This is a genomic window from Methylobacterium sp. FF17, from assembly GCF_025813715.1.
GTDB classification, from domain to species: domain Bacteria; phylum Pseudomonadota; class Alphaproteobacteria; order Rhizobiales; family Beijerinckiaceae; genus Methylobacterium; species Methylobacterium flocculans.
Window position 1 is genome coordinate 4997411 of record NZ_CP107532.1, and the last position, 24797, is coordinate 5022207.

Annotated in this window: 18 protein-coding genes; 12 read left to right on the top strand and 6 right to left on the bottom strand. The window is 70.5% G+C overall.

Going from position 1 to position 24797, the window contains the following annotated elements:
* Positions 1-114: 114 nt before the first annotated feature.
* Entirely contained in the window at positions 115-1467 is a 1353-nt protein-coding gene (locus tag OF380_RS23960) for an L-serine ammonia-lyase (RefSeq protein WP_264048143.1), read from the top strand.
* Between the two features lie 178 nt (positions 1468-1645).
* Positions 1646-2026 (top strand): hypothetical protein, encoded by a 381-nt coding sequence (locus tag OF380_RS23965; protein WP_264048144.1) that lies wholly within the window; start codon positions 1646-1648, stop codon positions 2024-2026.
* Positions 2027-2070: 44 nt separating this feature from the next.
* On the opposite strand, the gene OF380_RS23970 is transcribed toward OF380_RS23965, so the two are convergent.
* Positions 2071-2868, bottom strand: a complete 798-nt coding sequence (locus tag OF380_RS23970) for a lytic murein transglycosylase (RefSeq protein ID WP_264048145.1) — start codon at positions 2866-2868, stop codon at positions 2071-2073.
* A 245-nt stretch (positions 2869-3113) separates the two neighbouring features.
* Between OF380_RS23970 and OF380_RS23975 the strand changes: the two genes are divergently transcribed.
* Complete coding sequence (locus OF380_RS23975) at positions 3114-3251, top strand: hypothetical protein (RefSeq protein WP_264048146.1); 138 nt, start codon at positions 3114-3116, stop codon at positions 3249-3251.
* Between the two features lie 4 nt (positions 3252-3255).
* Here OF380_RS23975 and OF380_RS23980 read toward each other — a convergent pair whose 3' ends face one another.
* Entirely contained in the window at positions 3256-3495 is a 240-nt protein-coding gene (locus OF380_RS23980; RefSeq protein WP_264048147.1) for a hypothetical protein, read from the bottom strand.
* Between the two features lie 300 nt (positions 3496-3795).
* On the opposite strand from OF380_RS23980, the gene OF380_RS23985 reads away from it, so the two are divergent.
* From OF380_RS23985 to OF380_RS23995, 3 genes are all read left to right on the top strand, one after another.
* Positions 3796-5049: a lytic murein transglycosylase gene (locus tag OF380_RS23985; protein WP_264048148.1), complete on the top strand. Its 1254-nt coding sequence runs from the start codon at positions 3796-3798 to the stop codon at positions 5047-5049.
* Between the two features lie 40 nt (positions 5050-5089).
* Positions 5090-5578 carry an MEKHLA domain-containing protein gene (locus OF380_RS23990; protein WP_264048150.1) on the top strand — a complete coding sequence of 163 codons (489 nt, stop codon included), beginning with the start codon at positions 5090-5092 and terminating at the stop codon, positions 5576-5578.
* A gap of 148 nt (positions 5579-5726) precedes the next feature.
* On the top strand, positions 5727-6839 hold the full coding sequence (locus tag OF380_RS23995) for an NHL repeat-containing protein (protein ID WP_264048151.1): 1113 nt from the start codon (positions 5727-5729) through the stop codon (positions 6837-6839).
* A gap of 51 nt (positions 6840-6890) precedes the next feature.
* On the opposite strand, the gene OF380_RS24000 is transcribed toward OF380_RS23995, so the two are convergent.
* Positions 6891-7988, bottom strand: a complete 1098-nt coding sequence (locus OF380_RS24000) for a branched-chain amino acid aminotransferase (RefSeq protein ID WP_264048152.1) — start codon at positions 7986-7988, stop codon at positions 6891-6893.
* Between the two features lie 248 nt (positions 7989-8236).
* Here OF380_RS24000 and OF380_RS24005 point away from each other — a divergent pair, with 248 nt between their 5' ends.
* The 5 genes from OF380_RS24005 (at position 8237) to OF380_RS24025 (ending at position 21118) form a co-directional block, all read left to right on the top strand.
* A complete protein-coding gene (locus OF380_RS24005) occupies positions 8237-8728 on the top strand; it encodes a MarR family winged helix-turn-helix transcriptional regulator (RefSeq protein ID WP_264048153.1) in 492 nt (163 codons plus the stop codon).
* 420 nt (positions 8729-9148) lie between these two features.
* The gene (locus OF380_RS24010; protein WP_264048154.1) at positions 9149-17566 is read left to right on the top strand and encodes an ExeM/NucH family extracellular endonuclease; all 8418 of its coding nucleotides are present in this window, start codon (positions 9149-9151) and stop codon (positions 17564-17566) included.
* A gap of 289 nt (positions 17567-17855) precedes the next feature.
* A complete protein-coding gene (locus tag OF380_RS24015) occupies positions 17856-19262 on the top strand; it encodes an alpha/beta hydrolase (RefSeq protein WP_264048155.1) in 1407 nt (468 codons plus the stop codon).
* Positions 19259-20809, top strand: a complete 1551-nt coding sequence (locus tag OF380_RS24020) for a GMC family oxidoreductase (RefSeq protein ID WP_264048156.1) — start codon at positions 19259-19261, stop codon at positions 20807-20809. The genes OF380_RS24015 and OF380_RS24020 overlap by 4 nt, the downstream gene beginning before the upstream one ends.
* A 120-nt stretch (positions 20810-20929) precedes the next feature.
* Positions 20930-21118 carry a hypothetical protein gene (locus OF380_RS24025; protein ID WP_264048157.1) on the top strand — a complete coding sequence of 63 codons (189 nt, stop codon included), beginning with the start codon at positions 20930-20932 and terminating at the stop codon, positions 21116-21118.
* 34 nt (positions 21119-21152) lie between these two features.
* On the opposite strand, the gene OF380_RS24030 is transcribed toward OF380_RS24025, so the two are convergent.
* From OF380_RS24030 to OF380_RS24040, 3 genes are all read right to left on the bottom strand, one after another.
* Positions 21153-22031 carry an SDR family oxidoreductase gene (locus OF380_RS24030; protein ID WP_264048158.1) on the bottom strand — a complete coding sequence of 293 codons (879 nt, stop codon included), beginning with the start codon at positions 22029-22031 and terminating at the stop codon, positions 21153-21155.
* Between the two features lie 83 nt (positions 22032-22114).
* Positions 22115-22318 carry a hypothetical protein gene (locus OF380_RS24035; protein ID WP_264048159.1) on the bottom strand — a complete coding sequence of 68 codons (204 nt, stop codon included), beginning with the start codon at positions 22316-22318 and terminating at the stop codon, positions 22115-22117.
* Positions 22319-22401: 83 nt separating this feature from the next.
* Positions 22402-24207: a glycoside hydrolase family 15 protein gene (locus tag OF380_RS24040; RefSeq protein WP_264048160.1), complete on the bottom strand. Its 1806-nt coding sequence runs from the start codon at positions 24205-24207 to the stop codon at positions 22402-22404.
* A 326-nt stretch (positions 24208-24533) separates the two neighbouring features.
* Here OF380_RS24040 and OF380_RS24045 point away from each other — a divergent pair, with 326 nt between their 5' ends.
* Positions 24534-24797 carry a hypothetical protein gene (locus OF380_RS24045; RefSeq protein ID WP_264048161.1) on the top strand — a complete coding sequence of 88 codons (264 nt, stop codon included), beginning with the start codon at positions 24534-24536 and terminating at the stop codon, positions 24795-24797.

Here is a 24797-nt window from a genome sequence, read left to right on the forward strand (position 1 = left end):
GCGGGGTACGGCCGATGCCCCCGTCGCCCGGGGGCGCGTCGCGTGCGGGCTTCGCGCTCGGACGGACCTTCAAGTTCGAACGGACCTCCGAGTTCGAACAGCACACGGACCGCGATGATCAGCGCCTTCGACCTCTTCAAGATCGGGATCGGCCCGTCGAGTTCCCACACCGTCGGCCCGATGGTCGCCGCCCGCCGCTTCCGCGCGCGCACGCGCCACCTGCCCCACCTCGCCCGGATCCGGGCCGAGATCTTCGGCTCCCTGGCCTGGACGGGGCGCGGCCACGGCACCGACGCGGCGATCTTCCTCGGGCTCCTCGGCCATGAGCCGCAGAGCGTCGACCCCGACGCGGTCGCCGGAATCATCGCCGGCCTCACCGCCGGGAAGGCTCTGGCTCCCGGCGGCCCGGCCTTCGATCCGGCGGCGGATCTCGCCTTCAACTTCACCGACGTGCTGCCGCTCCACACCAACGGCCTGCGCTTCCAGGCGCTCGACGAACGCGGCGCCGTCCTCGACAGCGAGACCTACTACTCCGTGGGCGGCGGCTTCGTGGTGACGGAAGCCGAGATCGCCGCCGCGTCGCGTATCGAGTCCGCCTGCCCCCTGCCCTACGCGAGCGCGGCCGGACTCCTGGCCCTCTGCCTCGAACGGGGGCTCACGATCGCCGAGGTGCAGTTCGCCAACGAATGCGGCAGCCGCGCCCCCGAGGCGGTGGAGGCGGGGCTCGATGCCATCCGCGACGCGATGTTCGCCTGCATCGACCGGGGTCTGGCCCAGGACGGTGTGCTGCCCGGCGGACTCAAGGTGCGCCGGCGCGCCCGGCGCCTGCACGAGGACCTGACGGCGGGGCGCCGCCTCAACACGCGGCCGCCGCACGAGATCGTCGACTGGATCAGCCTCTACGCGCTGGCGGTCAACGAGGAGAACGCGGCCGGCGGGCGGGTCGTGACGGCGCCGACCAATGGCGCGGCCGGCATCGTGCCCGCGGTGCTGCGCTATGCCCGTGATTTCTGCCCCGACTGGTCGGAGGCGCGGGCCCGCGACTTCCTGCTCACCGCCGCGGCGGTGGGTGGGCTGATCAAGACCCGGGCTTCGATCTCCGGGGCCGAGGTCGGCTGCCAGGGCGAGGTCGGCTCGGCAGCCGCCATGGCGGCGGCGGGGCTGGCGGCCTTCCTCGGCGGCAGTGCCGCCCAGGTGGAGAACGCCGCCGAGATCGCGATGGAGCACCATCTCGGCATGACCTGCGACCCCATCGGCGGGCTCGTGCAGATCCCCTGCATCGAGCGCAACGCTTTCGGGGCCAACAAGGCGCTGGTGGCAGCCTCCCTGGCCCTGCGGGGCGACGGCATCCACCGCGTCAGCCTCGACGAGGTGATCGAGACCATGCGCCAGACCGGCCACGACATGCAGGCCAAGTACAAGGAGACTTCGCTCGGCGGACTCGCGGTGAACGTCGCCGCCTGCTGAGTGCGGCGGCTCCCGATCCGAAGGGGGTTCCGGGACAGACCTGCGACGATCCCGTCGATGACGCGGCGACGGTTCATGGAACGGGATCGGCCCCATGGGATTGTCTGGGCCGAGGGGACCAACCGGACGGCGGATGCTGCCAGTGCCCGATCTGCCGTTCTTCGTTCAGGACACGCCCATGAGTCTCTTTCCACGGCGCGCCGGTCTCGCGGTCGCCCTGTCGCTCGCCGGTATCGTCGGCGCCTCCGCCCAGACGGAGGGACTTCCGCAGACGCCGCGCCCCGCCCTGCTCGTCCACGGGCATTATTGTGGCCCCGGCAACGACGGCATGGATGTCGCCCCGGTCGACGCCCTCGATGCCGCCTGCCGCAAGCACGATGCCTGCACGCCGGATGGCGGCCTGCCTGCCTGCGGCTGCAACCGGACCCTGAAGCAGGATGCCGCTCGGCTCGCGGCGAGCCCGCGCGTCCCGGAAGAGGAGCGCGCCATGGCGGGCCTCGTGGCCCAGGCGACCGACCTGATGCTCTGCACCGACGACGTGGCCGGCCTCGCACAATAACCGCCCGGGCGTGGGGACCGGCGCGCCGGTCCCCGTCGGGAGGCTTATTGTCCGTCGATGCGCTGGCCGAGCAGGGCGATGGCGCGCTGGTAGACCGAGGCGGCGTTCCAGCCCTGGATCGCCGCGAAGTTCGGCTCGCCGGGCTGGTAGCCCGCGCCCGCCCGCCAGCCGTGACCCTTCAGGAAGTTCGCCGTGGAGTTCAGGGCGTTGCTCGAATTGTCGAGGCTGCCGCCGACCCCGTAGGTCAAGACGTTCCGGGGCAGGAACTGGGTGTGGCCGACCTCGCCGTGGGCGGCACCCCGCGTGTTCGCGTTGAGGACGCCGCGATCCACCAGGGTGAGGGCCGCGTAGAGCTGGTCGGTGAAGTAGGCCGAGCGCCGGCAATCATAGGCGAGGGTCGCCACGGCCGAGAGGGTGTTCACGTTGCCCTTCACCGCACCGAAGCCCGTCTCCATACCCCAGATCGCCAGGAGGGGGCCGGGCGGCACGCCGTAGCGCTGCTCGATCGCATCGAACAGGGCCGCGTTCTGGGCCTTCAGGGCCCGGCCGCGCGACACGATCGTGTTGCCGCCGCGCTTGGCGAGGAACTGGTCGAGGGAGAGCTTGAAGCTCTTCTGGCCCCGATCCGCCGAAATGGTCGCGGTCGAATAGGAGGTGCCCATCAGGGTCGCGAGGCTGGCGGCACTCGCCTTGCCCCGTGCCTCCTCGGCGAAATCCTGCTTCCAGGCTTCGAAGCCGGCGGCGGAATTGCCGCATTGCGCCGCCTGCGCCCCGCCCGTCAGGCTGGCCAGCGCCACGAAGGCCGCCGCGACCCACGGCGTCCGTTTCCCACTGCCGATCATTCCAGAACTCCTTGAGCATGCCGCGACGCTCGGTGTCGCCGCATGGACCGATCCCTGCCCCTTGGCCGGACCAAGGCTACAAACGGGGGGTTAAGTCGAGCCTCTTTGCGGCAAATTTGGTCACGCTTCGGTGTCTCGTCCCAGCCGGAGCGCAATGGGTCAACGAGCGTGTCTTCGCTGCACCCGGCCCGCCGCGTGCAGTTGATCCCGGGATACAGCCACGCATGTCCCGAGTTGAAGCACGTATGTCCCGTTTCGAAACATTCCGTGCACGATCGAGCCGGCGGCCGGCCCTGGCGCTGGTCCTGGCGCTGTGCGCGACGGCGGTTCTGCTCTGGGTGCCGATCCTGGCCCTCAACCAGGGACCGGTCTGGTTCTGGTGAGCCCTCATTTCTCCTTGTCGGGACTGGCGCGCATGCGCAGGTAGGCGCCGACGAGGTAGCCCGCCTGCAGGGCGGTGAGATGGGCAAAGAACACCAGGACGCCCACGACCGATACCTCCGCGCGGATCACCCAGACCGTGGCCGAGAGGAGCAGCACGAGGGCTGACAAGCCGAATGCGATGAGGACGTGGCTGTAGAAGCCGATGAGCCCGCCGCCGACGAACAGGATAAGGGCGATCAGCATCGGGGAGGCTTCTCGCGCTGGGACACCGCGGCATCGGGTGCGATGGTCATGCCCTCTGATCCCTGGCTTTCCAAGACGTTCGGCATTCCGAGACGTTCGACTTGTGAAGACATTCGACTTCCGAAGGCATGCAGCTCTCGGAGAATCCCAGGTTCCCCGGACCCTGCTTCCGGCGCTCCGTCCATGGCAAGACGCGGACCTTAGCGGCGCAAGAGGCAAGGATTGGTTGACGCGGCCGGGGCGGATCCCCGAGCGTGATCCCGCATCGCCCCGCGAGCGCCGGACGAAAGGACGAACCGCATGCGCCGTCGCCCCCTCGGCCTGACCGCCAGCCTTCTGACCGCCGGATACCTGGCCCTCGGCGTAGCGGCACGGGCCGAGCCCGCCGACCCCGTGGCGGCGCCCCCGGTCGCGTCCGGCTGCCCCGGCGACATCGCCCGCGAGGCTCGGGCGCGCGGCGTCCCCGAGGCCGTCGCGGGCCGGCTCTCGGAGCTCGCCCCCGATCCCGAGGTCGTCGCGGCGACGCAGAACCAGGCGGAGTTCGTCAAGCCGATCTGGGCCTACCTCGACGCCAACCTCACCGAGGCGCGCATCGAGGCCGGGCGCGCCAAGCTGCAGGCGTTGGCTCCGACCCTCGCGGCGATCGAGGCGCGCTACGGCGTCGACCGGCACGTTCTCGTGGCGTTCTGGGGCGTCGAATCGACCTACGGCAGCGTGCTCGACGATCCCGGCATCGTCCGTCCCGTGCTGCGCTCCCTGGCGACCCTCGCCTGCGCGGGCACGCCCCGCGCGCCCTACTGGCGGAGCGAACTGGTGGCGGCGCTGGAGATCCTGGCCCAGGACCGGCCGCCGGCCGAGCCGCTCACCGGGTCCTGGGCCGGCGCCATGGGGCATACGCAGTTCATGCCCACCGTCTACCAGGCCTACGCGGTGGATTTCGACGGCGACAGCCGGCGGGACATCTGGACCTCGGTGCCCGACGCCCTCGCCTCCACGGCGAACTACCTGCGGGCGATGGGGTGGCGCCCGGGCGAGCGCTGGGGCAGCGAGGCGCGCCTGCCCGAAGGCTTCGACTACGCGCTGGCCGACGAGGGTACGGAGCGCACCTTCGCCGAATGGCGCGCCCTCGGGGTGGAACCGCTGAACGAAGGGGCGGCGAACGGAGCGGCCACGGACCCGTTCGCGCGCGCGACCCTGATCGTCCCCGCCGGGGCGCGGGGGCCCGCCTTCCTGCTCCAGCCGAACTTCCGGATGATCCTGCGCTACAACACGGCCCTGGCCTACGCGCTCACGGTGGGCCACCTGTCCGACCGCCTGCGCGGTGCCCCGGCCTTCGCACGGGACTGGCCGCGCGCGGATGCCATGCCCAGCGCGGAGGCGCTCAAGGGGCTCCAGGCCCGTCTCACGGAACTCGGCTTCCCGGCGGGCGGCGCCGACGGCAAGCCGGGGCCTCGCACGCGCGCGGCCATCCGGGCCTATCAGGCCGCCCGGAGCCTGACGCCGGACGGCTACGCGGACGCGGCCCTGATGGAGCGGATCAGGGCCGAGCCTTGAGGAACCCCCGCCATCCGATCACCCGGAGGACGCAGCCAAGATGAACCCGTCTCCCACCGTGGGGCTCGATCGCGCCCGCGACCCCGCCTTCTTCGAACTCCTGGCGGACAGCCATGCCCGCGTCGTCGGCCGGCAGCTGACGCCGGTGCCCCGGGACGCGGCCTGGGCCTATGCGGAGGCCCCCTTCGCCCTTCTGGCCCACGATGGCGGCGCCGACCCGTGCTTCACCTACGCCAACCGGACGGCGCAGGCCTGCTTCGAATATGCCTGGGACGAGATCGTCGGCCTGCCCTCGCGCTTCTCCGCCGAGGCGCCGGAGCGGGCCGCGCGCCAGGCCCTCCTCGACGCGGTCACCCGCGACGGCTTCGCGTGCGGCTATCGCGGCGTCCGGATCGCGAAGTCGGGCCGCCGCTTCTGGATCGAGGACGGCGTGGTCTGGCAGCTTCGCCGCCCGGACGGGTCGGTCGCTGGCCAGGCGGCGACCTTCTCCGCCTGGCGCGATGTCTCCGCCAGCCCACGCGGCGCCTGAGTCGCGCCGAAATCCGCTCTCCCAGGGATTGCTCGGATTCAGCATGACAAATCACCGGCGCAGACACCTCCCGGCTTCGTGATCGCTGGACGCGTCGAGACGGCGCGCGGATACTGGCGACAACAACAAAGTCCATCGGGAGGACGAGATGAAACTTCGGCTTGGATTGGCCGTGCTGGCGGTCGCCTGGGCGGGTCTGGCTTGTGCCGGCCCGCTTACCTTCCAGGTCGATCCGGCCTGGCCGAAGCCGCTGCCCAACAACTGGATCATGGGGCAGGCCTCCGGCGTCGCAGTCGATGCGCAGGACCAGATCTGGGTGGTCCAGCGCCCGCGCTCGCTCACCGACGACGAGAAGGCCGCGAGCTTGAACCCGCCGCGCACCAAGTGCTGCCACCCGGCACCGCCCGTGCTCGTGTTCGACCAGGCCGGCACGCTGATCCGCAGCTGGGGCGGGCCCGGCCCGGGCTACGAGTGGCCCCAGAACGAGCACGGCATCCATATCGACCACAAGGGCTTCGTCTGGCTCGCCGGCAACGGCGAGACGGACGGGCAGATCCTGAAGTTCACGGCCGAGGGTCGGTTCGTGCTGCAGATCGGCCGCCAGGGGCCGCAGACCAACAGCCTCGACACCACCCGCCTCGGCAAGCCCGCCGCCATGCAGGTCGATCCCGAGACCAACGAACTCTACGTCGCCGACGGCTACTTCAACCACCGGGTCATCGTGTTCGACGCCGAGACCGGCGCGTTCAAGCGGATGTGGGGCGCCTACGGAAAGCCGCCGACGGACGAGACCCTGCCGGCCTACGACCCGGCCGCCGCGCCCGCGCAGCAGTTCCGCAACCCCGTCCACTGCGTGCAGGTCGCCCGCGACGGGCTGGTCTACGTCTGCGACCGCACGAACAATCGCGTGCAGGTCTTCCGCCGCGACGGCAGCTTCGTGAAGGAGTTCTTCGTGGAGAAGGGCACCCGCGCCAACGGGGCGGTCTGGGAGGTGGCCCTCTGGCCGGACCCGGACCAGAGCTACCTTCTCAACGCCGACGGCGCCAACAACGAAGTCCGTACGCTCAGCCGCCAGACCGGCGAGGTGCTCGGCGCCTTCGGCCGCAACGGACGCATGGCGGGCGAGTTCCACTGGGTCCATAACCTCGCGGTGGACAGCCGCGGCAACGTCTTCACCACCGAGGTCGACACCGGCAAGCGTGCCCAGAAGTTCCTGTTCCGGGGCGACCTGATCCTGCGCAAGCGCGCCGCCCTGCCCTGAGGGGTGCCGGTCGGGCCGGGGCTGCGCGGCCCCGGCTCGCCCGAGCGGCGCTCAGAAGACCCGCGTGACCCAGCCGTGCGGGTCGGGGGCCTGGCCGCGCTGGATGTCGACGAGCGCCGAGCGCAGGCGCTTCGTGACCGGGCCGGCGACGTTGTCCGAGACCGAGAATTCGCCCTCCGGGCCTCGCACGGTCCCGACCGGTGTGATCACGGCGGCGGTGCCGCAGGCGAAGACCTCGCGCAGGCGTCCGCTCGCGGCATCGGCTTTCCAGTCGTCGATGGAATAGGGCCGCTCGGCCACCGTGAGGCCGTCGGCCCGCGCCAGGGTCAGGATCGAGTCGCGGGTGATGCCCGACAGGATGGTGTCGCTCAGCGGCGGGGTCACCATCGATCCGTCGTCGAAGACGAAGAAGATGTTCATGCCCCCCAGTTCCTCGACCCAGCGGCGCTCGATCGCGTCGAGGAACACGACCTGGGCGCAGCCATGCTCCAGGGCGGCGGCCTGGGCGCGCAGGCTGGCGGCGTAGTTGCCGCCGCACTTCGCCGCGCCGGTGCCGCCGGGGGCGGCGCGGGTCTGGTCCTGCGAGACCCACACCGTCACGGTCTCGGAGCCGCCCTTGAAGTAGGCGCCCACCGCCGAGGCGATGACGAGGTAGAGGTATTCCGACGACGGCTTGACCCCGAGGAACACCTCGCTGGCGATCATGAAGGGGCGCAGGTACAGGCTGCCGCCCTCGCTCGACGGGATCCAGTTCCGGTCGGCGCTGACCAGTTGCTTGACCGATTCGACGAAGACCGCGTCGGGCAGCGGCGGCATCGCCAGGCGCTCGGCCGAGAGCCGGAAGCGCTGGGCGTTGGCCTCCGGCCGGAACAGGGCGGCGCCGCCGTCGGCCGTGCGATAGGCCTTCAGCCCCTCGAAGATCTCCTGGGCGTAGTGCAGCACCGCCGCCGCCGGATCGAGGGAGATCGGCGCGCGCGCCTCCACGCGGGCATCGTGCCAGCCGCGCCCTTCGACGTAGCGGATCGTCACCATGTGGTCGGTGAATACCCGGCCGAAGCCGGGATCGACCAGCAGGTCGGCCCGGCGCTCCGGCGAGACCGGACCCGGATGCGGCGAGATGGTGAAGGGGAGATCGTCGGCAGCGCTCATCGTCAGTCCTTCTTACGTCTCGTCGGATCAATCAAGGTCCGGTGCCGGCCACGGCGTGGCGGCAGGCCGCCCGACGACGAGACGCATGCCGGCATCGTGATACGACGATGTCCGCTTGCGATCAAATGGTTTGCAGCCTAACTATGCGGACGCAATTGAAGTCCGGCCCTGCCGGTCAATGGTTCCGGGAGACGCGCGTGCCGCCCAGAACGCCTGCTGGAATTCCGGCGGAAAGCCCCGGCAGGGACGTGGATCCGGACCTGGACCCGGACTTCGATCCGGACTTGGACCTGAACCGGCTCCGCCTCGCCTACACCCACACGCTCCTGCTCGCAGGCCGGCAATGGCGTCGCGCCGCCAACGCCGTCATGGAGGCGCACGGGCTCTCGGATGCCACTGCGGTTCCGCTGATCCTGATCGCCCGCCTCGACGGCCCCCGGCAGAATGCCCTGGCCGAGGCGGTGGGCATCGAGGGTCCGTCGCTGGTGCGCCTCCTCGACCAGCTCTGCGAGGCGGGCCTCGCGCTCCGCCGGGAGGACCCCACCGACCGCCGCGCCAAGGTGATCAGCCTGACGCCCGCCGGCACGGCCGTCGTGACGCGGATGGAGGCCGAACTCGCGGCCCTGCGGGCCGAAGTCTTCGCGCAGGTGAGCACCGCCGACCTCGCCGCGAGCCTGCGCGTCTTCGAGGCCCTGCAGGCCTATGGCCGCGCGGCCGGGCCCGACGCGCGGGTCGGCTGAGGGATCGTGCCCGCCCGGCAACTCGGACTTCTGAGCGCAGCGCACACTGGTCTTTCAGAGGAACGGGCGGTAGTCCGGCCGTCTCCTGCGTCATCCGCCGCCTGTGTCCGGCAACGACGAAGGAAAAACGCACTCTTTCGTCATGAGATGGGAGACGATGTTCTCTGCGCGTCTCCCATATGACTTTGCCGACGAATAAGGCCGGGCGGACAATACGCCGAACGACGTTTCATCCAAGTGTCACATGCGCGATCTATCTGCGGCGTGAGCTTGGGTGATCCTGGTGCGAAGATGTCGTCGGTCCTCTGGGATTGCGGCATCTGCGCGCCCGCCGCTCCGCCATGTGCGCGGGTGTTCGGCCATGCGGGCTCACACGACATTCGCCGGATACCGGCGCTTCACCCACCGCAGAGTGCCCGCATGACCACGACGCCGCATGTCCTCGCGACCGGTCCGCTCCTCCAGGCCTGGACCGATGCCGGTGCGATCACGACGAACGACGACTGGAGCCGGGTGCCCGGCATCGTCGGCTACCTGGGTCAGAACGTCGCCACCAGCACGGGGGCCGATCCGCAGACCCTGACCACCAGTTCGAGCGCGTCCGACGACGTCGACGTCCTCGCCAACCAGACCAATCCCAACACCCTGAGCAACGGCGGTGTGGCCGAATTCGCCCTATCCGACCCGACCATCGCCCTGCAGGGCTCCGCCACGGCGGACGCGCCGAACCTGGTGCTCTACCTCGACGCCACGGGGCGCCGGGACGTGGTGGTCGCCTTCAACGCCCGCGACATCGACGGCTCGGCGGACAACGCGGTCCAGCCCGTCGCCGTGCAGTACCGGATCGACGGCGGCGCCTGGAAGAACGTGGCCCCCGGCTTCATCGCGGATGCGAGCACGCAGAACACCGCCACGCAGGTGACCCCCGTCAGCGTCACCCTGCCGGCCGAGGCGAATGGCGCGGCGGGGCTCCAGGTCCGCATCCTGACCACCAACGCCGTGGGCAACGACGAGTGGGTCGGCATCGACGACATCGCGGTGTCGAGCGAGAGCGCGGCGGTGACCCTGCCCACCCTGTCGATCGCCGATGCGCGCGTCGTCGAGGGCAATGCCGGCAACGCCAGCCTGACCTTCACCGTCACGCTGAGCGCGCCCGCCCCGGACGGCGGCGTCAGCTTCGACGTCGCCACCGCCGATGGGACCGCGACTGCGGGCTCCGATTACTCTGCCACGGTGCTGACCGGGCGCACCATCGCGGCCGGCGCCACCACGGCCACGATCACCGTGCCGGTGACCGGCGACACACTCGCGGAGGGCAGCGAGACCCTTGCGCTCCGGGTGGCGAACGTCGTCGGCGCCACGGTGGCGGATGGCGCGGCGATCGGCACGATCGTGAACGATGACGCGTCCTTCACCGTGAACGGCGTCGCGGTGTTCGATGCGGCGGCCTCGCTCCAGGGGAACCAGGGCGCCACCGCGACCACGCCGCCCACCGGCACCGACGCGCTGCAACTCGTGCGGCTCGGGAGCTACGCCACCACCAACGACCCGGCCACGACCGCCGGCGCCAATGCCGAGGTGGTCGCCTACGACCGCACCACGGCCAGCCTCTACATCCAGAACACCAACGAGAACCGCATCGAGATCGTCGGCATCGGCGCGGACGGGCAGATGGCGAAGTCCGGCGAGATCCAGCTCGCCACCCTCGAGCAGTACGGTGCGGTGAACTCGGTGGCGGTCTCCAACGGCCTCGTCGCCGTGGCCTACGCCAACGCGACCGGCGACCAGCCCGGCCGCGTCGCCCTGTTCGACCAGTCCGGCACCCTGCTGAAGTCGGTGACGGTCGGCATCGGCCCCGACCAGATCGTTTTCACCGCAGACGGCACGAAGCTCCTCGTCGCCAACGAGGGCGAGCAGTTCACCACCGCCAGCAACCCCGTGGGCAGCGTCTCGATCCTGGATCTCTCCGGGGGCGCGGCCGCCGCGATCGTCAGCGCCACGGTGGGCTTCGGCGCCCTCGACGGCAGCGAGGCGGCCTTGCGCGCCAAGGGCCTCGCGGTCACCGCCGGCAAGGCGGCCTCCGCCGATATCGAGCCCGAATACATCACCCTCTCGCCCGACAACCGCTTCGCCTACGTGACCCTGCAGGAGGTCAACGGCCTCGCGGTGATCGACCTCGCCAACCCGGGCACCGCGCCGATCGCGATCCAGCCCCTCGGGTCGGTGAACCATTCGCTGGCCGGTAACGAGTTCGACGCTTCCGACCGCGACGGCACGGGCAATACGGCCTCGATCCGCATCGCCAGCACGCCCGCCAGTACGCCGATCTACGGGCTGCTCCAGCCCGACGCCGCCGCCAGCTTCTCGGTGAACGGCGTGAACTACGTCATCACCGCCAATGAGGGCGACCAGCGCGTCATCGGCGGCAGCGACGATTCGGCGGACGTGGCGCGCCTCTCCAGCATCGCCAACACCCGCCTCTCCCCGGAACTACAGGCGCTGAAGGCCGACCCGGCCTATGCCCGCCTCAACGTCCTGCTGCGCACCGGCGATACCAACGGCGACGGCCTTATCGACCAGCTCCACACGCTTGGCGGGCGCGGCATCTCGATCTTCCGGCAGGAGGCCGACAACTCGCTGACCAAGGTGCGCGAGACCGGCGGCGAGTTCGAGAAGATCTTCGCGGCGCTGGCGCCCGAGCGCTTCAACAACGATCAGGTCGTGGCCAACACCCCCGACGACCGCTCCGACAACAAGGGGCCCGAGCCCGAGGGCGTCACCGTCGGCACGGTCAACGGCCGCACCTACGCCTTCGTCGGCCTGGAGCGCCAGAGCGGCGTCCTCGTCTACGACGTGACCGATCCCGAGACGGCGTCCTACGTGTCCTACGTGCCGCCGCTCGCGGGCGTCACCGCCGATCTCGGCCCGGAGGTGCTGACCTTCATCGCCGCCGACCGCAACCCCACGGGCACGCCCCTCCTGGTGACCGCCAACGAGGCCGGCGGGGGCGCGACCCTCTACGCCGCCCTGCCCCAGGGCTACACCCAGACCCTGGCCTTTCAGCCGGGCTCCCTCACCCTCGCCCAGGCCGAGGGTGACACCGGCACCACGACCTTCGCCTTCACGGTGGAGCGCACGGGCGGCACGCTGGGCAGCCTCGCCTTCACGGCGAACCTCGCGGGGGCGGACAGCGCCGACTTCGCCGGTGCGCCCACTCTGCCGGCCACCGTCTCCGGCACCATCCCGGCCGGCGCGACCTCGGCCGTCGTCACCGTCACGGTCCAGGGCGACACCCTGCCGGAGGCCGACGAGGCCTTCACGGTGACGCTGACCGGCGCCACCGCCAGCCAGAGCGGCATCACCGCCGCCCTGGCGACCAGCGGGACCACCGCCACCGGCACCATCCTCAACGACGACGTCACCCTGATCTCGGCCGTGCAGGGTTCCGGGAGCGCGAGCACGCTCGTCGGTCGCACCGTCACGATCGAGGCCATCGTCGTCGGCGACTTCCAGAACGGCGATGCCGACGCCAAGCGCAATCTCGGTGGGTTCTACCTCCAGGAAGAGGCTACGGACGCGGACGGCAATCTCCTCACCTCCGAGGGCGTGTTCGTCTACGAGGGCGCGGGCACCCTGCTGAGGGACGTCCAAGAGGGCGACCGGGTCCGGATCACCGGCGTCGTCGGCGAGTTCAGCGGCGAGACGCAGATCTCGGTCACCGACGCGGCCGGCCTCCAGATCGTTCAGGCCGGCGCTGTCTCGGCGGCGGCCCTGAAGGCCTCCGCGGCCTCGGTCGACCTGCCGGCCGCCGCCACGATCGGCACCGGCACCACGGCGCAGCCCGACCTCGAGCGCTACGAGGGCATGCTGGTCAAGCTCGGCCAGACCCTGACCGTCACCGAGCAGTTCAACCTCGACCGCTTCAACGAGATCCGCCTCGCTGCGGGAGCGCGCCCCGAGACCTTCACCAACGAGTTCGAGCCCGACAGCGCCAACTACGCGGCCTACCTCGCGCAGGTGGCGGCCCGCTCGATCACCTACGATGACGGGCTCAACGTCCAGAACCAGCCTGTCGAACTCCTCGACGGCTTCGGCCCGACCTACGGGACCGCCACCGCGCCCCGGATGGGCGACACCGTGACGGGGCTGACCGGCGTGCTCGGCTACGGCCCGGCCGGTGCCTACCGTGTCCGGGCGATCGAGGACGGCGACAACGCCTTCGCGCAGGCCAACCCGCGCACCGCCGCCCCCGACGATGTCGGCGGCAGCCTGAAGGTCGGCAGCCTCAACGTGCTGAACTACTTCCGGACGCTCGACAGCGACGGCAGCGCCTCGGGCGTGAAGACCGCCATCGGCCTCGACCCGCGCGGGGCCAACACCACGGCCGAGTTCGACCGCCAGACCCAGAAGCTCGTCACCACGGTGATCGCCTCCGGCGCCGACGTGTTCGGCCTCACCGAACTCGAGAACCAGTTCCAGCCCGGCAATCCCGGCAACGCGCTCGAATACCTCGTCGGCCAGCTCAATGCCCGGGCAGGAGCCGGCACCTACGACTGGGTCCGGCCGGGCGATCAGCTCGACCAGGGCCAGTTCCTCGGCGGCGACGCCATCGCGGTGGGCTTCGTCTACAAGCCGAGCAAGGTCTCGGTGGCGCTGAACACCACCATCGAGAAGCTCGACGACACGGATGTCCAGGCCTTCGATCCGGCCCTGCTCCAGCAGAGCACGATCGGCCACATCTTCAACGGCGCCAACACCAGCCGCGCCGCGCTCGCGGTGACCTTCCGCGAGACCGCCACCGGCGAGGACTTCACCGCCGTCATCAACCACCTGAAGTCGAAGAGCGGGGCCGGCACGGGAGCCGATGCCGACCAGGGCGACGGACAGGGCGGCTGGCAGCAGCAGCGCGAACTCGCCGCCACCGCCCTCAAGGAGTGGCTCGCCCTCAAGCCCACGGGTACGCCGGACAGCGACGTCGTCCTGCTCGGCGACTTCAACGCCTACATCAAGGAAGACGCCCTCGACGTCCTCAAGGCCGGCGGCTTCACCAACCTCGCCGAGGATCGCCTCGCCAACCCCTATTCCTACGTCTTCGACGGGGCCTACGGCGCCCTCGACCACGCTCTGGCCAATGGCAGCCTGAACGGTCAGGTCACCGGCGTCACCGAGTGGCACATCAACGCCGACGAGGCCGACGCCATCGACTACAACCTCGATTTCGGCCGCTCCGCGGCCTACTTCGACGGCCTGACGCCGGCCCGCGAGTCCGACCACGACCCCATCCTCGTCGGGTTGAGCCTCGACCAGACCGCGCCCCGCCTCCTGGCGGCGACGCCGGCCGACAACACCCTGAGCGTGGCCGTCGGCGCCAACATCGGTCTGAGCTTCAGCGAGGCGGTGCGCGCCGGCACGGGCGCCATCACCCTCACGGACGGCGCCGGCGACACCCGCTCCATCGCCGTCACCGATGCCAGCCAGGTCTCGATCAGCGGCACGACCGTGACCATCAACCCAGGCACCGACCTCAAGGCCGGCACCGCCTACGACGTCATCCTCCCGGCGGGCGCTCTCCTCGACGCCGCCGGCAACACCTTCGCGGGCCTGCCCCAGGACCAGCTCGATTTCACGACGGAGACCCCGCCGGCCATGACCTATACGCTCCAGATCCTGCACGCCTCCGACTGGGAGGCGGGTCTCCTCGCGACGCAGCGCGCGGCGAACTTCGCCGCCATCGTCGACAAGCTCGAGGATTCGACCCCGAACTCCATCACCCTCTCCACGGGCGACGGCTGGATCCCGAGCCCGTTCTTCATCGCCGGCGCCGACCCGCAGCTCGCCGCGACCTATAACGGCGTCTACAACCAGCTCTTCGGGCTCAGCGGTTCGGCCGCCTACACCAAGCTCACGGCCTCGGTCGGCCGGGCCGACGTGACCATCCAGAACATCATCGGCGTCCAGGCGGCGGTGTTCGGCAACCACGAGTTCGATTCCGGGCCCACCGAAGTTGCCAACATCATCGCGGCCAACCTCGGCACCACCGCCGGGAACGCCGACGACACCTGGGTCGGCGCCCAGTTCCCCTACCTCTCCACCAACCTGAACTTCTCCCGCGAAGCCGCGCTCTCGGGCCTCGTGAACGCGAACGTCGCGAACGCCACCTTCGCGCAGACCGGCCCGACCTCGACCCAGACCGGCACGGGCGCGGACAAGATCGCCAAATCCACCATCCTCGTGGAGAACGGTGAGAAGATCGCCTTCGTTGGCGCCACCACGCAGCTCGAGCCGCTGCTGACGACGCTCGGCAACGTCACGGTGGACGGCTTCAACGGCCAGGACAACATCGCGCTGCTCGCCGAGCAGATCAACGCCGAGGTCGACCGGGTCCTCGCCGCCAACCCGGACCTGAACAAGGTCGTCGTCGGCACGCACCTGCAGCAGCTCGCCAACGAGCAGGCGCTGGCGCCCCTGCTGCGCAACGTCGACGTGCTCATCGGCGGCGGCTCGCACACCCTGCTCGCCGATGGCGACGACCGCCTGCTCTCCGGCGATACGGCCGGCGGCACCTACCCGCAATTCTTCACCAATGCCAGCGGCCAGACCCTCGCCCTGGTGAACACCGCCTCCGAGTATTCCTATGTCGGCCGCCTCACCGTCACCTTCGACGATCAGGGCAACGTCATCCGCGACTCGGTGAACTCGGCTACCAGCGGCGCCGTGGCGGTGGACGACGCCACCGTGACGCAGCTCTACGGCTCGACGGCCGCCGCCTTCACCCCCGGCAGCAAGGGCTTCCTCGTCCGCGAGGTGATCGAGGGCCTGGATGCCAACAACGACGGCGTGCAGGAGACCGCCGGCATCGCCGACGTGATCCGCCAGCAGGACGGCAACATCCTCGGGCGCAGCAGCGTCTATCTGGAGGGCCGGCGCGGCGAGGTCCGCACCGAGGAGACCAACCTCGGTGACCTCTCGTCGGACGCGAACCTCTGGTACGCCAAGCAGTTCGATGCCGGCGTCACGGTCTCGATCAAGAACGGCGGCGGCATCCGCGACTCGATCGGCTCCTTCTCCACGGCCGGTGGCGGTACCGCCGAGCTTCCCCCCGCGGCGAACCTGTCCGCGGGCAAGCAGGCCGGCGACATCTCGCAGCTCGACGTCACCAACTCGCTGCGCTTCAACAACAACCTCGCGGTCGTCACCGTGACCGCCGCGGAGCTGGAGCGCGTCCTGGAGCACGGCGTCGCCGCCGTGGCGCCGGGCGCGACGCCGGGCCAGTTCACCCAGGTGGGCGGCATCTCCTACAGCTTCGACGCTACCAAGCAGGCGCAGACGCTGGACCTGAACGGCAATGTCACCCGCGAGGGGCAGCGCATCGTCTCGGCCGCGATCATCGACGCGGACGGGCGGATCCTCGACACCCTGGTGCAGGACGGGCAGGTGGTGGGCGACGCCAGCCGCGCCATCAAGGTGGTGACCCTCGACTTCCTGGCCACCGGCACCGCCACGGCGCCGGGACTGGGCGGCGACAACTACCCCTTCCCGGCCTATGGCGAAAACAAGGTCGCGCTGCGCGACGCCAGCCCGGTCTCGCTGCCCGACACCGAGACCTTCGCGGTGAAGGGCTCGGAGCAGGACGCGCTCGCCGAGTACCTCAAGGCCTTCCACGCCACGACGCCCTACGGCACCGCCGATACCGGTCCGGCCGGTGACCTGCGCATCCAGAACCTCGCCGCCCGCACCGACGCCGTGCTCCAGCGCGGCGTCGCCAACACCGGGGCCGACGGGGCCGACACCCTGCGCGGCACGGCCTTCAGCGACGTCCTCAAGGGCGGGGCGGGCGACGACATCATCTACAACAGCCTGGGCGACGACATCCTGATCGGCGGTTCCGGCCCCGGCGGCGCCAACCAGAACGACACGCTGATCTTCGCGACCGCCCTGGCGGATGCGCAGGTGACGCAGGCGGGCGGTTTCACCATCGTCACCGGGCCGGAGGGACGCGACGCCATCAGCGGCTTCGAGCGCATCCAGTTCTCCGACACCACGGTGGTGCTCGACGACGGCAACCGGCTGGTGGACGACCTCTTCTACCTCGCCCGCAACAAGGACGTTCTCGCCGCCGGCCAGGACGCGGACGCGCACTACGCCGCCTACGGCGCCGCCGAGGGCCGCGATCCGAACGCCTACTTCTCCACCAAGGGCTATCTCGCGACCTATACCGACGTCGCCAAGGCGGGCCTCAACCCGCTGAGCCACTACGACGCGGATGGCTGGAAGGAAGGCCGTGACCCGGGCGTAAACTTCGACACCCAGTTCTATCTCGCCCGCAACACGGACGTGAAGGCGGCCGGTCTCGACCCGCTGACGCACTACCTCGAATACGGTCAGGCCGAAGGCCGCGCCATCTTCGATGCGGTCGGCCTCACCGGCAACATCAAGGGCGGGTTCGACGCCGAGTTCTACCTCCTGGCCAACGCCGACGTGGCGCAGGTCGCGACCCTCGACGGCGGCGACACCCTCGCCTTCGCGCGCCAGCACTTCGACACCTATGGCTGGAAGGAAGGCCGCGATCCGAACGCGGTGTTCGACACCAAGGGGTATCTCGCGGCCTACGGCGACGTCGCGGCGGCGGGCATCAATCCGCTCGCCCACTACGACACCTACGGCTGGAAGGAGGGCCGCGACCCCTCCGCCGACTTCGACAGCTCGGAATACCTTGCGGTCAACGGCGACGTGGCGCAGGCGGGGCTCAACCCGATGCAGCACTACCTGCAGTACGGGCTGGTCGAGAACCGTGCCGTCCTCAACGACGGCACCTTCGGCTACGGCACCATCGCCTGAACCCGAGCACCGGCGATGCAGGGGGGCCGCGCCGACTGGCGCGGCCCCTTCGCGTTTCCGGGATGAATGTCGGGCATCCTTCGCTCACGAAAACGTGATGCGGTTCGGGCCGTGGATACCGGCGGGACAGCGTGCGTCGGAAGCGACGAAAGTCTCGGAAAGACTTGTAAAACCGGGGCCTTTTTCAGTCGATCTCCGGGATCGTCAGATCGTTCCGGTCCTGCTCTGCTTCCGAACGCCGCGTCGGATCCGGCTTGAAGCGCACCTTCCGCGCGCAACGTTCCAGGTCATGACGAACCACACGCCCGATTCCCCGGTTCTTTTCGCCCTGCCTTATCTCGGCGGCAGCGCCCGCGCGTTCGACGCGGTGGCGGAGCGGCTCGCCGGCGCGGTGACCTGCATCGCCCTCGACCTGCCTGGCTTCGGCGCGGACGCGGCCGCTCCCGGTGCGGATGTCGCTGCGATGGCCGATGCGGTGGTCGCCCGCATCCGTGCGGCCGCCCCCCGGCGCTGGCTGCTCGCGGGCAACAGCATGGGCGCCAAGGTCGCTCTCGCGGTGGCCCGTCGGGCGGAGGATGAAACCGCGGGCCTCGACGGGCTGGTGGGCCTCGTGCTCCTGGCCGGCTCGCCCCCCGCGCCCGAACCGATGAGCGAGGACAGGCGCGCCGCGATGGTCGCCTGGATCGACGCGGACGTCGCGACCCGGACGCGGGAGGCGCAGGCCTTCATCGAGGCGAATGTCTCCGCTCCCCTTGAGGCTGCGCGAAAAGCCGAGGCGGTGGCGGACGTGCTGCGCGCGAATCCCGAGGCCTGGAAGGCGTGGCTCACCGGAGGCGCCCGCGAGGATTGGAGCGGCCGCATCGGAATCCTGCGCAGCCCGGCCGTCATCCTGGCGGGTGCTGAGGATGCCGACCTCGGCGCACCGGCTCAGGCCGCCCTGACCGCGCCGCACCTCGCCCGGCACCGGCTGGTCACCCTGGAGGGCACCGGCCACCTCATCCCCCTGGAGCGCCCGGAGGCGGTGGCGGAGGCCGTGCTTTCGCTCCTAGCCGGGCCGGCGCACGAGGCGGTGTCCGCCCCCGTCATCCCGGAGGCCTACGCGGCGCTGATCCGCTCGGAACGCGTCAACGCACGCCTGCGCACGGCCTTGCTGCAACGGGCGCAGCCCGACGATTCGGCCTATCAGCCCCGGGCCCTCGATCCGGTCGGTCTCGCGATCCTGCGCGCGGCCTGCGCCCGGGTGCTCCCGCAGGATGGCGCGGGGTTCATCGACCTTGCCGCCCGCATCGACGCCCGGCTGGCGAGCGGGACCGGCGACGGCTGGCGCTTCGCCAAGCTTCCGCCCGATCCGGAGGCCTACCGCCTCGCCCTGCGGACCCTGGACGATGCCGCGCGTTCCACCCATGGCAGGCCCTTCGTTGTCCTCGACGCCGACGCGCAGGATGCCGTGCTCGGCAGTCTCGATGACGGCGCCGTGGCCGGCGCTCTCGATGCCGAGCAGATGGGCCTCTGGTTCGAGGATCTGCGCGCGGATGTGGCTCGCACCTACCTCGCCCATCCGGCGGCGCTCGCCCGCATCGGCTTCAGCGGCATCGGCGCCGGCGGCGACACAGACCCCCTGCCCGGGTTTCATGCGGTCGGCATCGGCCGGCGCGAGCCGTGGGAACCGCAAGCTGCCCCGGAGTCCGCCCGATGAACCTCGATGCGATGCGTCGCCACCCAACCGCGCAGGAAGTGGACGCGGTGGTGATCGGCACGGGCGCCGGCGGCGCGCCCCTTCTGTTACGGCTGGCCGAGGCTGGGCTCACCTGCGTCGCCCTGGAGGCCGGGCCGAACTTCGATCCGAAGCATTTCGCCTTCGACGAGACGCTCGCCGACGAGATCTACTGGACCGAGGAGCGCCTCAGCGGCGGCTCGACGCCCGAGGCCTTCGGCGGCAACAACAGCGGCACCGGTGTCGGCGGCTCGACCTTGCACTGGGGCGCCTTCACGCCCCGGGCCGATGCCCGCGACCTGTGCCTGCACACCGAGACCGGCGAGGGCGTCGACTGGCCCCTCGATTACGCCGAACTGCTGCCGTTCTACGAGCGGGTCGAAGCCTTCATCGGCGTCTCCGGGCCGCAGGCCTATCCCTGGGATGCGAGCCGGAGCTATCCGTTGCACCCCGTCGCCCGCAACGCGCCGGCCGAGATCATGGCGCAAGCCTGCGAGAAGCTCGGCGTGCGCTGCGCCGATGCGCCGGCGGCGGTGGTCTCCCGGGATTTCGCGCAAGGGGGCGGCGCGACGCGGCCCGGCTGCATCAATTGCGGCTATTGCCACCAGGGTTGCCGGACTGGCGCCAAGACCAGCATGGACGTCACCTATCTGCCGCTGGCCGTCCGGCACAGCGCCGAGATCCGGGCGGATTCGCGGGTCCACGGCATCGAGCGGGCCCGGGACGGACGCATCACGGCGGTGATCTACCGGCGCGACGGGGTCGATCACCGCCAGCCCTGCCGCAACGTCTTCCTCTGCGCCGGTTCGGTCGAATCCGCCCGGCTGCTCCTGCATCTGGAGCTCTGCAACGGCAGCGGACAGGTCGGGCGCAACTACATGGGCCACGTCGCCACGCAGGTCTGGGGTACCTTCGCGCCCGAGATGCGGATGAACAAGGGCTACCCATCCGCGCTCATCACAGAGGACATGGTCCGCCCGGCGGATGCGGATTTCGCCGGCGGATACCTCGTTCAGAGTCTGGGCGTCGTGCCGCTCACCTTCGCCAATTCCCTGGCGCGGGGCCGCAAGCTCTGGGGCCGGGCGCTCGCCGACCAGCTTGCCCGCTACAACCACATGGCGGGCATCGGCATCAACGGCGAGACGCTGCCCTGCGACGCCAACGTGCTGACGCTGTCGGACGAGGTCGATGCACTGGGCATGCGCAAGGCCGCGATCAGCTTCGGCTACGGTCCCAACGAACGGCGCCTGAACGCCCACGCCACACGCTTCCTCCAGCGAATCTGGGAGGCGGCCGGCGCCACCGACATCTGGACCCTGGAGCGCGTGGCCCACACCATCGGCACCTGCCGCATGGGGCGCGACGGTGACACGGCGGTGGTCGATCCGTTCGGGCGCAGCTTCGAGGTCCCGAACCTCTGGATCTGCGATGGTTCGACGTTCCCGAGTTCGCTCGCCGCCAACCCGGCGCTGACGATCATGGCGCTGAGCCTGCGCAGCGCGGAGGCGTTCCTGAAGGATGGGCGGTGAGTCCGGGCGCTCGGCCCGAAGTGCGCAGCATGGGCTCCATTCTGCGAGCCGGACATCCGAGGATCCCGCGGGCCTTCCGCAATTCGTCTACCCGCGCAGCTTCTGTCCGAGTGCCTGCGCGTGACCATGACCGTCGATCAGGTTGTGCTATGGCAGACCGACGAGGCTGCCGAGGCGCGCGGCCTGACCCGCTCGGCCTTCATCGAATCCGGCCTGGCCACCGTCATCGACGGTCGAAATCGCCGGACATCGATGGCCGCCACGCATCTTCCGCCCTCCGGGAGCACGAACGATCATTCCCGGAAATGATCGCGGACACCGTCTCTCGTGTCCTCCCGCGCTCTCAATACATCGGCGTCCCACCCGTGACCGGCACCAGGGCGCCACTCATGTAGCTGCCCTCCCGCGAGGCCAGCAGCACGTAGGCCGGCGCGAGTTCGGCTGGCTGTCCGGCGCGGCCGAGGGGCGTGTCGGCGCCGAGCGACTCGATCTGCTCCGGGCTCTTCACGATGGGCTGGATCGGCGTCCAGACCGGGCCTGGCGCCACGCAGTTCACCCGGATGCCCTGGGGTGCCAGCAGGTTCGAGAGGCCGATGGTCAGGCTGGCGATGGCGCCCTTGGTGGCGGCGTAGACCAGCATGGTCTTGTCGGCGATCTTCGCCTGCTGACTCGTGGAATTGACGATGGCCGAGCCCGGCTTCATGTGCGGCACGGCGGCCTGGGCAAGGTAGATCATCGCGAAGACGTTGGCCTGGAACGAGCCTTCGAGGTCCTCCGGCGTCACGTCGTCGAGGGCGTCGTTCACCACCTGCGCGGCGGCGTTGTTGACCAGGATGTCGAGGCCGCCGAACTCCGCCACCGTGCGGTCCACGAGGGCCCGGCAATGTACGGGGTCGCGCAGGTCGCCGGGCAGGAGCAGAACGCGCCGGCCCGCCTTGCGCACCCATTCGGCCGTGTCCTCGGCGTCCGTCTGCTCGACGGGCAGGTAGGAGATCGCGACGTCCGCGCCCTCGCGGGCATACGCGATCGCCACCGCGCGGCCGATCCCGGAATCGCCGCCCGTCACCAGCGCGACCCGGTCGGTCAGCAACCCCTTGCCGACATAGCTCGTCTCGCCGTGGTCGGGAGCGGGGCGCATCCGCGAGGTCAGTCCCGGCCGCGCCTGCTGCTGGTCGCCGGGGAAGGGCGGCCGGGGGCCGGCGGCGCGGGGATCGATGGTCATCGGGCGGGAGCCTTGCGGATTGGGGGGACGGACGGGCCGGCTCCGTGATCGTCCGGGCGGATGACCACGGAGCCGGCGGCCGCTCAGGCCGTGGCGTCGTCGGCTTCGAGGATGCCTTCGAGGTCGCCGGTCAGGGCGTCGAGCTGGTCGGCGGTCGCCAGGATCTTGAAGGTGGTGCCGTCCTCGGCTTCCACCGCGATCTCGACGTGATCGCCGACCTTGGCGGCGAGCGCCTGCTTGAGGGTGTAGGTCGTCACATCGGCGGTCTTGTCGGTGCTTTTGGCCATGCGCTGTGCGTCTCCTGTCGTGCCCGCTGGCAACGCGGCAGGGCGGGGGTCGGATCTGCGACCAAAGCTCCCGCCCCGCGCGGTCAGAGGTCCATCCCCGACAGGGTGGCGGCGGCCTGGATCAGGGCGAGGTGGGTCAGGCCCTGGGGCAGGTTGCCGAGATAGGTGCCGCTGACGGGGTCGGCCATCTCCGCATAGGTGCCGGAATTGCGGTCGAGGGCCGCCACCACGGCCTCGAAGGCCGCCTGCGCCTCCTCCTGCTGGCCGAGCAGCGCCCGGGCCTCCACGAGCCAGAACGTGCAGGCGAGGAAGCAGCCCTCCTCCGCATCGACGCCGGTGTAGCGGTAATGGTAGGGGCCGCGCCCGAGTTCGCGGTCGATCGCCCGGCAGGTGCCCGCGAGGCGCTCCGGGTTGCCGAAGCGGAAGCGCACCGCCAGCGTCAGCGAGGCATCGAGCTTCTCCGTGCCCGGATACATGACGTAGGCCTGCTTCGCCTCCGACCAGCAATGGGCGTCGATCCAGTCCGCGACCCGGTCACGGGACCGGGCCCAGCGGTCCCGGCAGGCGCCGGGCAGATGGCCCCCGTCGGCGAGTTCCACCGCCCGCGCCAGGGCCTGCCAGCAGCTGATCTTGGAGCCCGTGTAATGCTCCGCCTGCGGCAATTCCCAGATGCCCGCATCCTTGAGCTTCCAGGATTCTGCGCATTGGTCGGCGAGTTCGGCGAGCAGTGCCCCGGTGCGCGGGTCGAGCATGTTGCCCTCCGCCACGAAGCGCGCGGCGGTCTCGAAGATGTCGCCGTAGATGCCGTGCTGGTGCTGGCCCGTGGCGGCGTTGCCGGTGCGCACGGGACGCGAGCCGCGATAGCCCGGCAGGTCGATCTCCTGCTCGGGCGGCACGCGCCCGCCGGCCAGGGTGTAGAGAACCTGCGCCCCGTGCTCGCCGATATGGCGCATCAGCCAGCCCAGGGCCGCATTCGCCTCGGCCTGCGCGCCCAGCCGCAGGAACGCCTTGATGACGTAGCCCGCATCCCGGATCCAGGCGTAGCGGTAATCGTAGTTCTTGGAGCCGCCGATGCCCTCGGGCAGGGAACTCGTGGCGGCGGCCGCGATCGCCCCGGTGGGCGAGTAGAGCAGCAGCTTGAGCGCCAGGGCGCTGCGTTCGACCTGCTCGGCGTAGCGGCCACGATAGGCCAGCCGCTCGGTCCAGTCCCGCCACTCGCCGCAGGACACGTCGATGCGCCCGTCGATCTCGGCGATCGGGGCCACCACCAGGGGCTCGTTCTCGGCCGCCACGATGGCGACCAACTCGCGCTGGCCGGCCTCCACGGTGAGGTGCCCGGAGATGGCGTGGTCGTTCTCGTCCTCGATCCGGACGCCCTCACTCGTCCGGAACAGGCCCATCAGGCCCGCGACGTGGAAGGCGGTGCCGTTGCTGTTGGCCGAGAGGTAGGGCGCCGCCGTATCGCCGCGCGTCCCGAACACCAGCGCGACCCGGAACGTCACGCGGCCCTCGATGCCCTCGACCCGGCGTGCGAGTTCCGCCCAGGGCAGGCGCCCGGCCGGGCCGCTGTTCAGGCTCTCCACGAGGCGGGCCCGCCCGGTATCCGTCGTGAAGACGGTCTCGTGGACGTTGCTGCCGGCGCGGTAGCCGATCTCGGCGGTGAAGGGCGCATCCGGGGTGATCGCGAAGTAGCCGCCCCCCTCCGGGCTGAGCAGGCGGTCGAACAGCGGCGGCGAATCGAGGTTGGGGCAGCACCACCAGTCGATGGAGCCGTCCGCTCCGGACAGCGCCACCGAACGCCCCTCCCCGATGGCCGCATAGGCTTCGATCGGCAGATGGCCGTCCATGCGCGCGACCGGACCGCCCTGGCGGGGAAAGGGTTTCAGCACGGCTGTGGCGACCTTCGGGCGTCGGGAACGGAGGCGATGTCGTCGGCCGGGCGCGAGTCGGTGAACCGGCGTGCCGGGCACGATGTTCGACGCGGATCGGCCCGGATCCTCGAAAAAGGGACGGTGCACGAACCGCTGCGGAAGACCGCCGTTCCCGGCGCGGCTTGCTTCATGTTGACACGCCATGCGGGAAGCCAATCCGCAAATGTGTCTCCCGGGCTGCAGGTGCGTGTCTCCGCGCACGCGGAGAATGAACGCTCATTGACCAGTGAATGAACATTCAATAGTGGTGGTGGCAGGGGATGGGTCGTCGTTCGGAGGATGCCATGCGGCAGATGCACCAGGAGTTCCGGTTCGAGGCCGTTGCAAGCGTACGGAGCCGCGCGGCCGCGCGCCTGATGCTGCGCCGGGCGCGGGCGTTCTGCGCGCCGGAGCATCTCCTCCTCGGCGCGGTCCTCGTGCTCGGCTGGGCCGCCCTCATCGCCTGGACCGGCAACGGCACGGTCGGCTGGCAGGCGCGCCTCTGCGCCGATGCCGACGCGACGCTGGCCGCCTGCCGCGCCGGCGCCCCGGACGGAAAGGTCCTCTAG

What these genes read in the sequence shown, in the direction of transcription:
- OF380_RS23960 (WP_264048143.1), top strand. Translation starts at nt 115, where the DNA reads ATGATCAGCGCCTTCGACCTCTTCAAGATCGGGATCGGCCCGTCGAGT.
- OF380_RS23965 (WP_264048144.1), top strand. Translation starts at nt 1,646, where the DNA reads ATGAGTCTCTTTCCACGGCGCGCCGGTCTCGCGGTCGCCCTGTCGCTC.
- OF380_RS23970 (WP_264048145.1), bottom strand. Translation starts at nt 2,868, where the DNA reads ATGATCGGCAGTGGGAAACGGACGCCGTGGGTCGCGGCGGCCTTCGTG.
- OF380_RS23975 (WP_264048146.1), top strand. Translation starts at nt 3,114, where the DNA reads ATGTCCCGTTTCGAAACATTCCGTGCACGATCGAGCCGGCGGCCGGCC.
- OF380_RS23980 (WP_264048147.1), bottom strand. Translation starts at nt 3,495, where the DNA reads ATGCTGATCGCCCTTATCCTGTTCGTCGGCGGCGGGCTCATCGGCTTC.
- OF380_RS23985 (WP_264048148.1), top strand. Translation starts at nt 3,796, where the DNA reads ATGCGCCGTCGCCCCCTCGGCCTGACCGCCAGCCTTCTGACCGCCGGA.
- OF380_RS23990 (WP_264048150.1), top strand. Translation starts at nt 5,090, where the DNA reads ATGAACCCGTCTCCCACCGTGGGGCTCGATCGCGCCCGCGACCCCGCC.
- OF380_RS23995 (WP_264048151.1), top strand. Translation starts at nt 5,727, where the DNA reads ATGAAACTTCGGCTTGGATTGGCCGTGCTGGCGGTCGCCTGGGCGGGT.
- OF380_RS24000 (WP_264048152.1), bottom strand. Translation starts at nt 7,988, where the DNA reads ATGAGCGCTGCCGACGATCTCCCCTTCACCATCTCGCCGCATCCGGGT.
- OF380_RS24010 (WP_264048154.1), top strand. Translation starts at nt 9,149, where the DNA reads ATGACCACGACGCCGCATGTCCTCGCGACCGGTCCGCTCCTCCAGGCC.
- OF380_RS24015 (WP_264048155.1), top strand. Translation starts at nt 17,856, where the DNA reads ATGACGAACCACACGCCCGATTCCCCGGTTCTTTTCGCCCTGCCTTAT.
- OF380_RS24020 (WP_264048156.1), top strand. Translation starts at nt 19,259, where the DNA reads ATGAACCTCGATGCGATGCGTCGCCACCCAACCGCGCAGGAAGTGGAC.
- OF380_RS24030 (WP_264048158.1), bottom strand. Translation starts at nt 22,031, where the DNA reads ATGACCATCGATCCCCGCGCCGCCGGCCCCCGGCCGCCCTTCCCCGGC.
- OF380_RS24035 (WP_264048159.1), bottom strand. Translation starts at nt 22,318, where the DNA reads ATGGCCAAAAGCACCGACAAGACCGCCGATGTGACGACCTACACCCTC.
- OF380_RS24045 (WP_264048161.1), top strand. Translation starts at nt 24,534, where the DNA reads ATGCGGCAGATGCACCAGGAGTTCCGGTTCGAGGCCGTTGCAAGCGTA.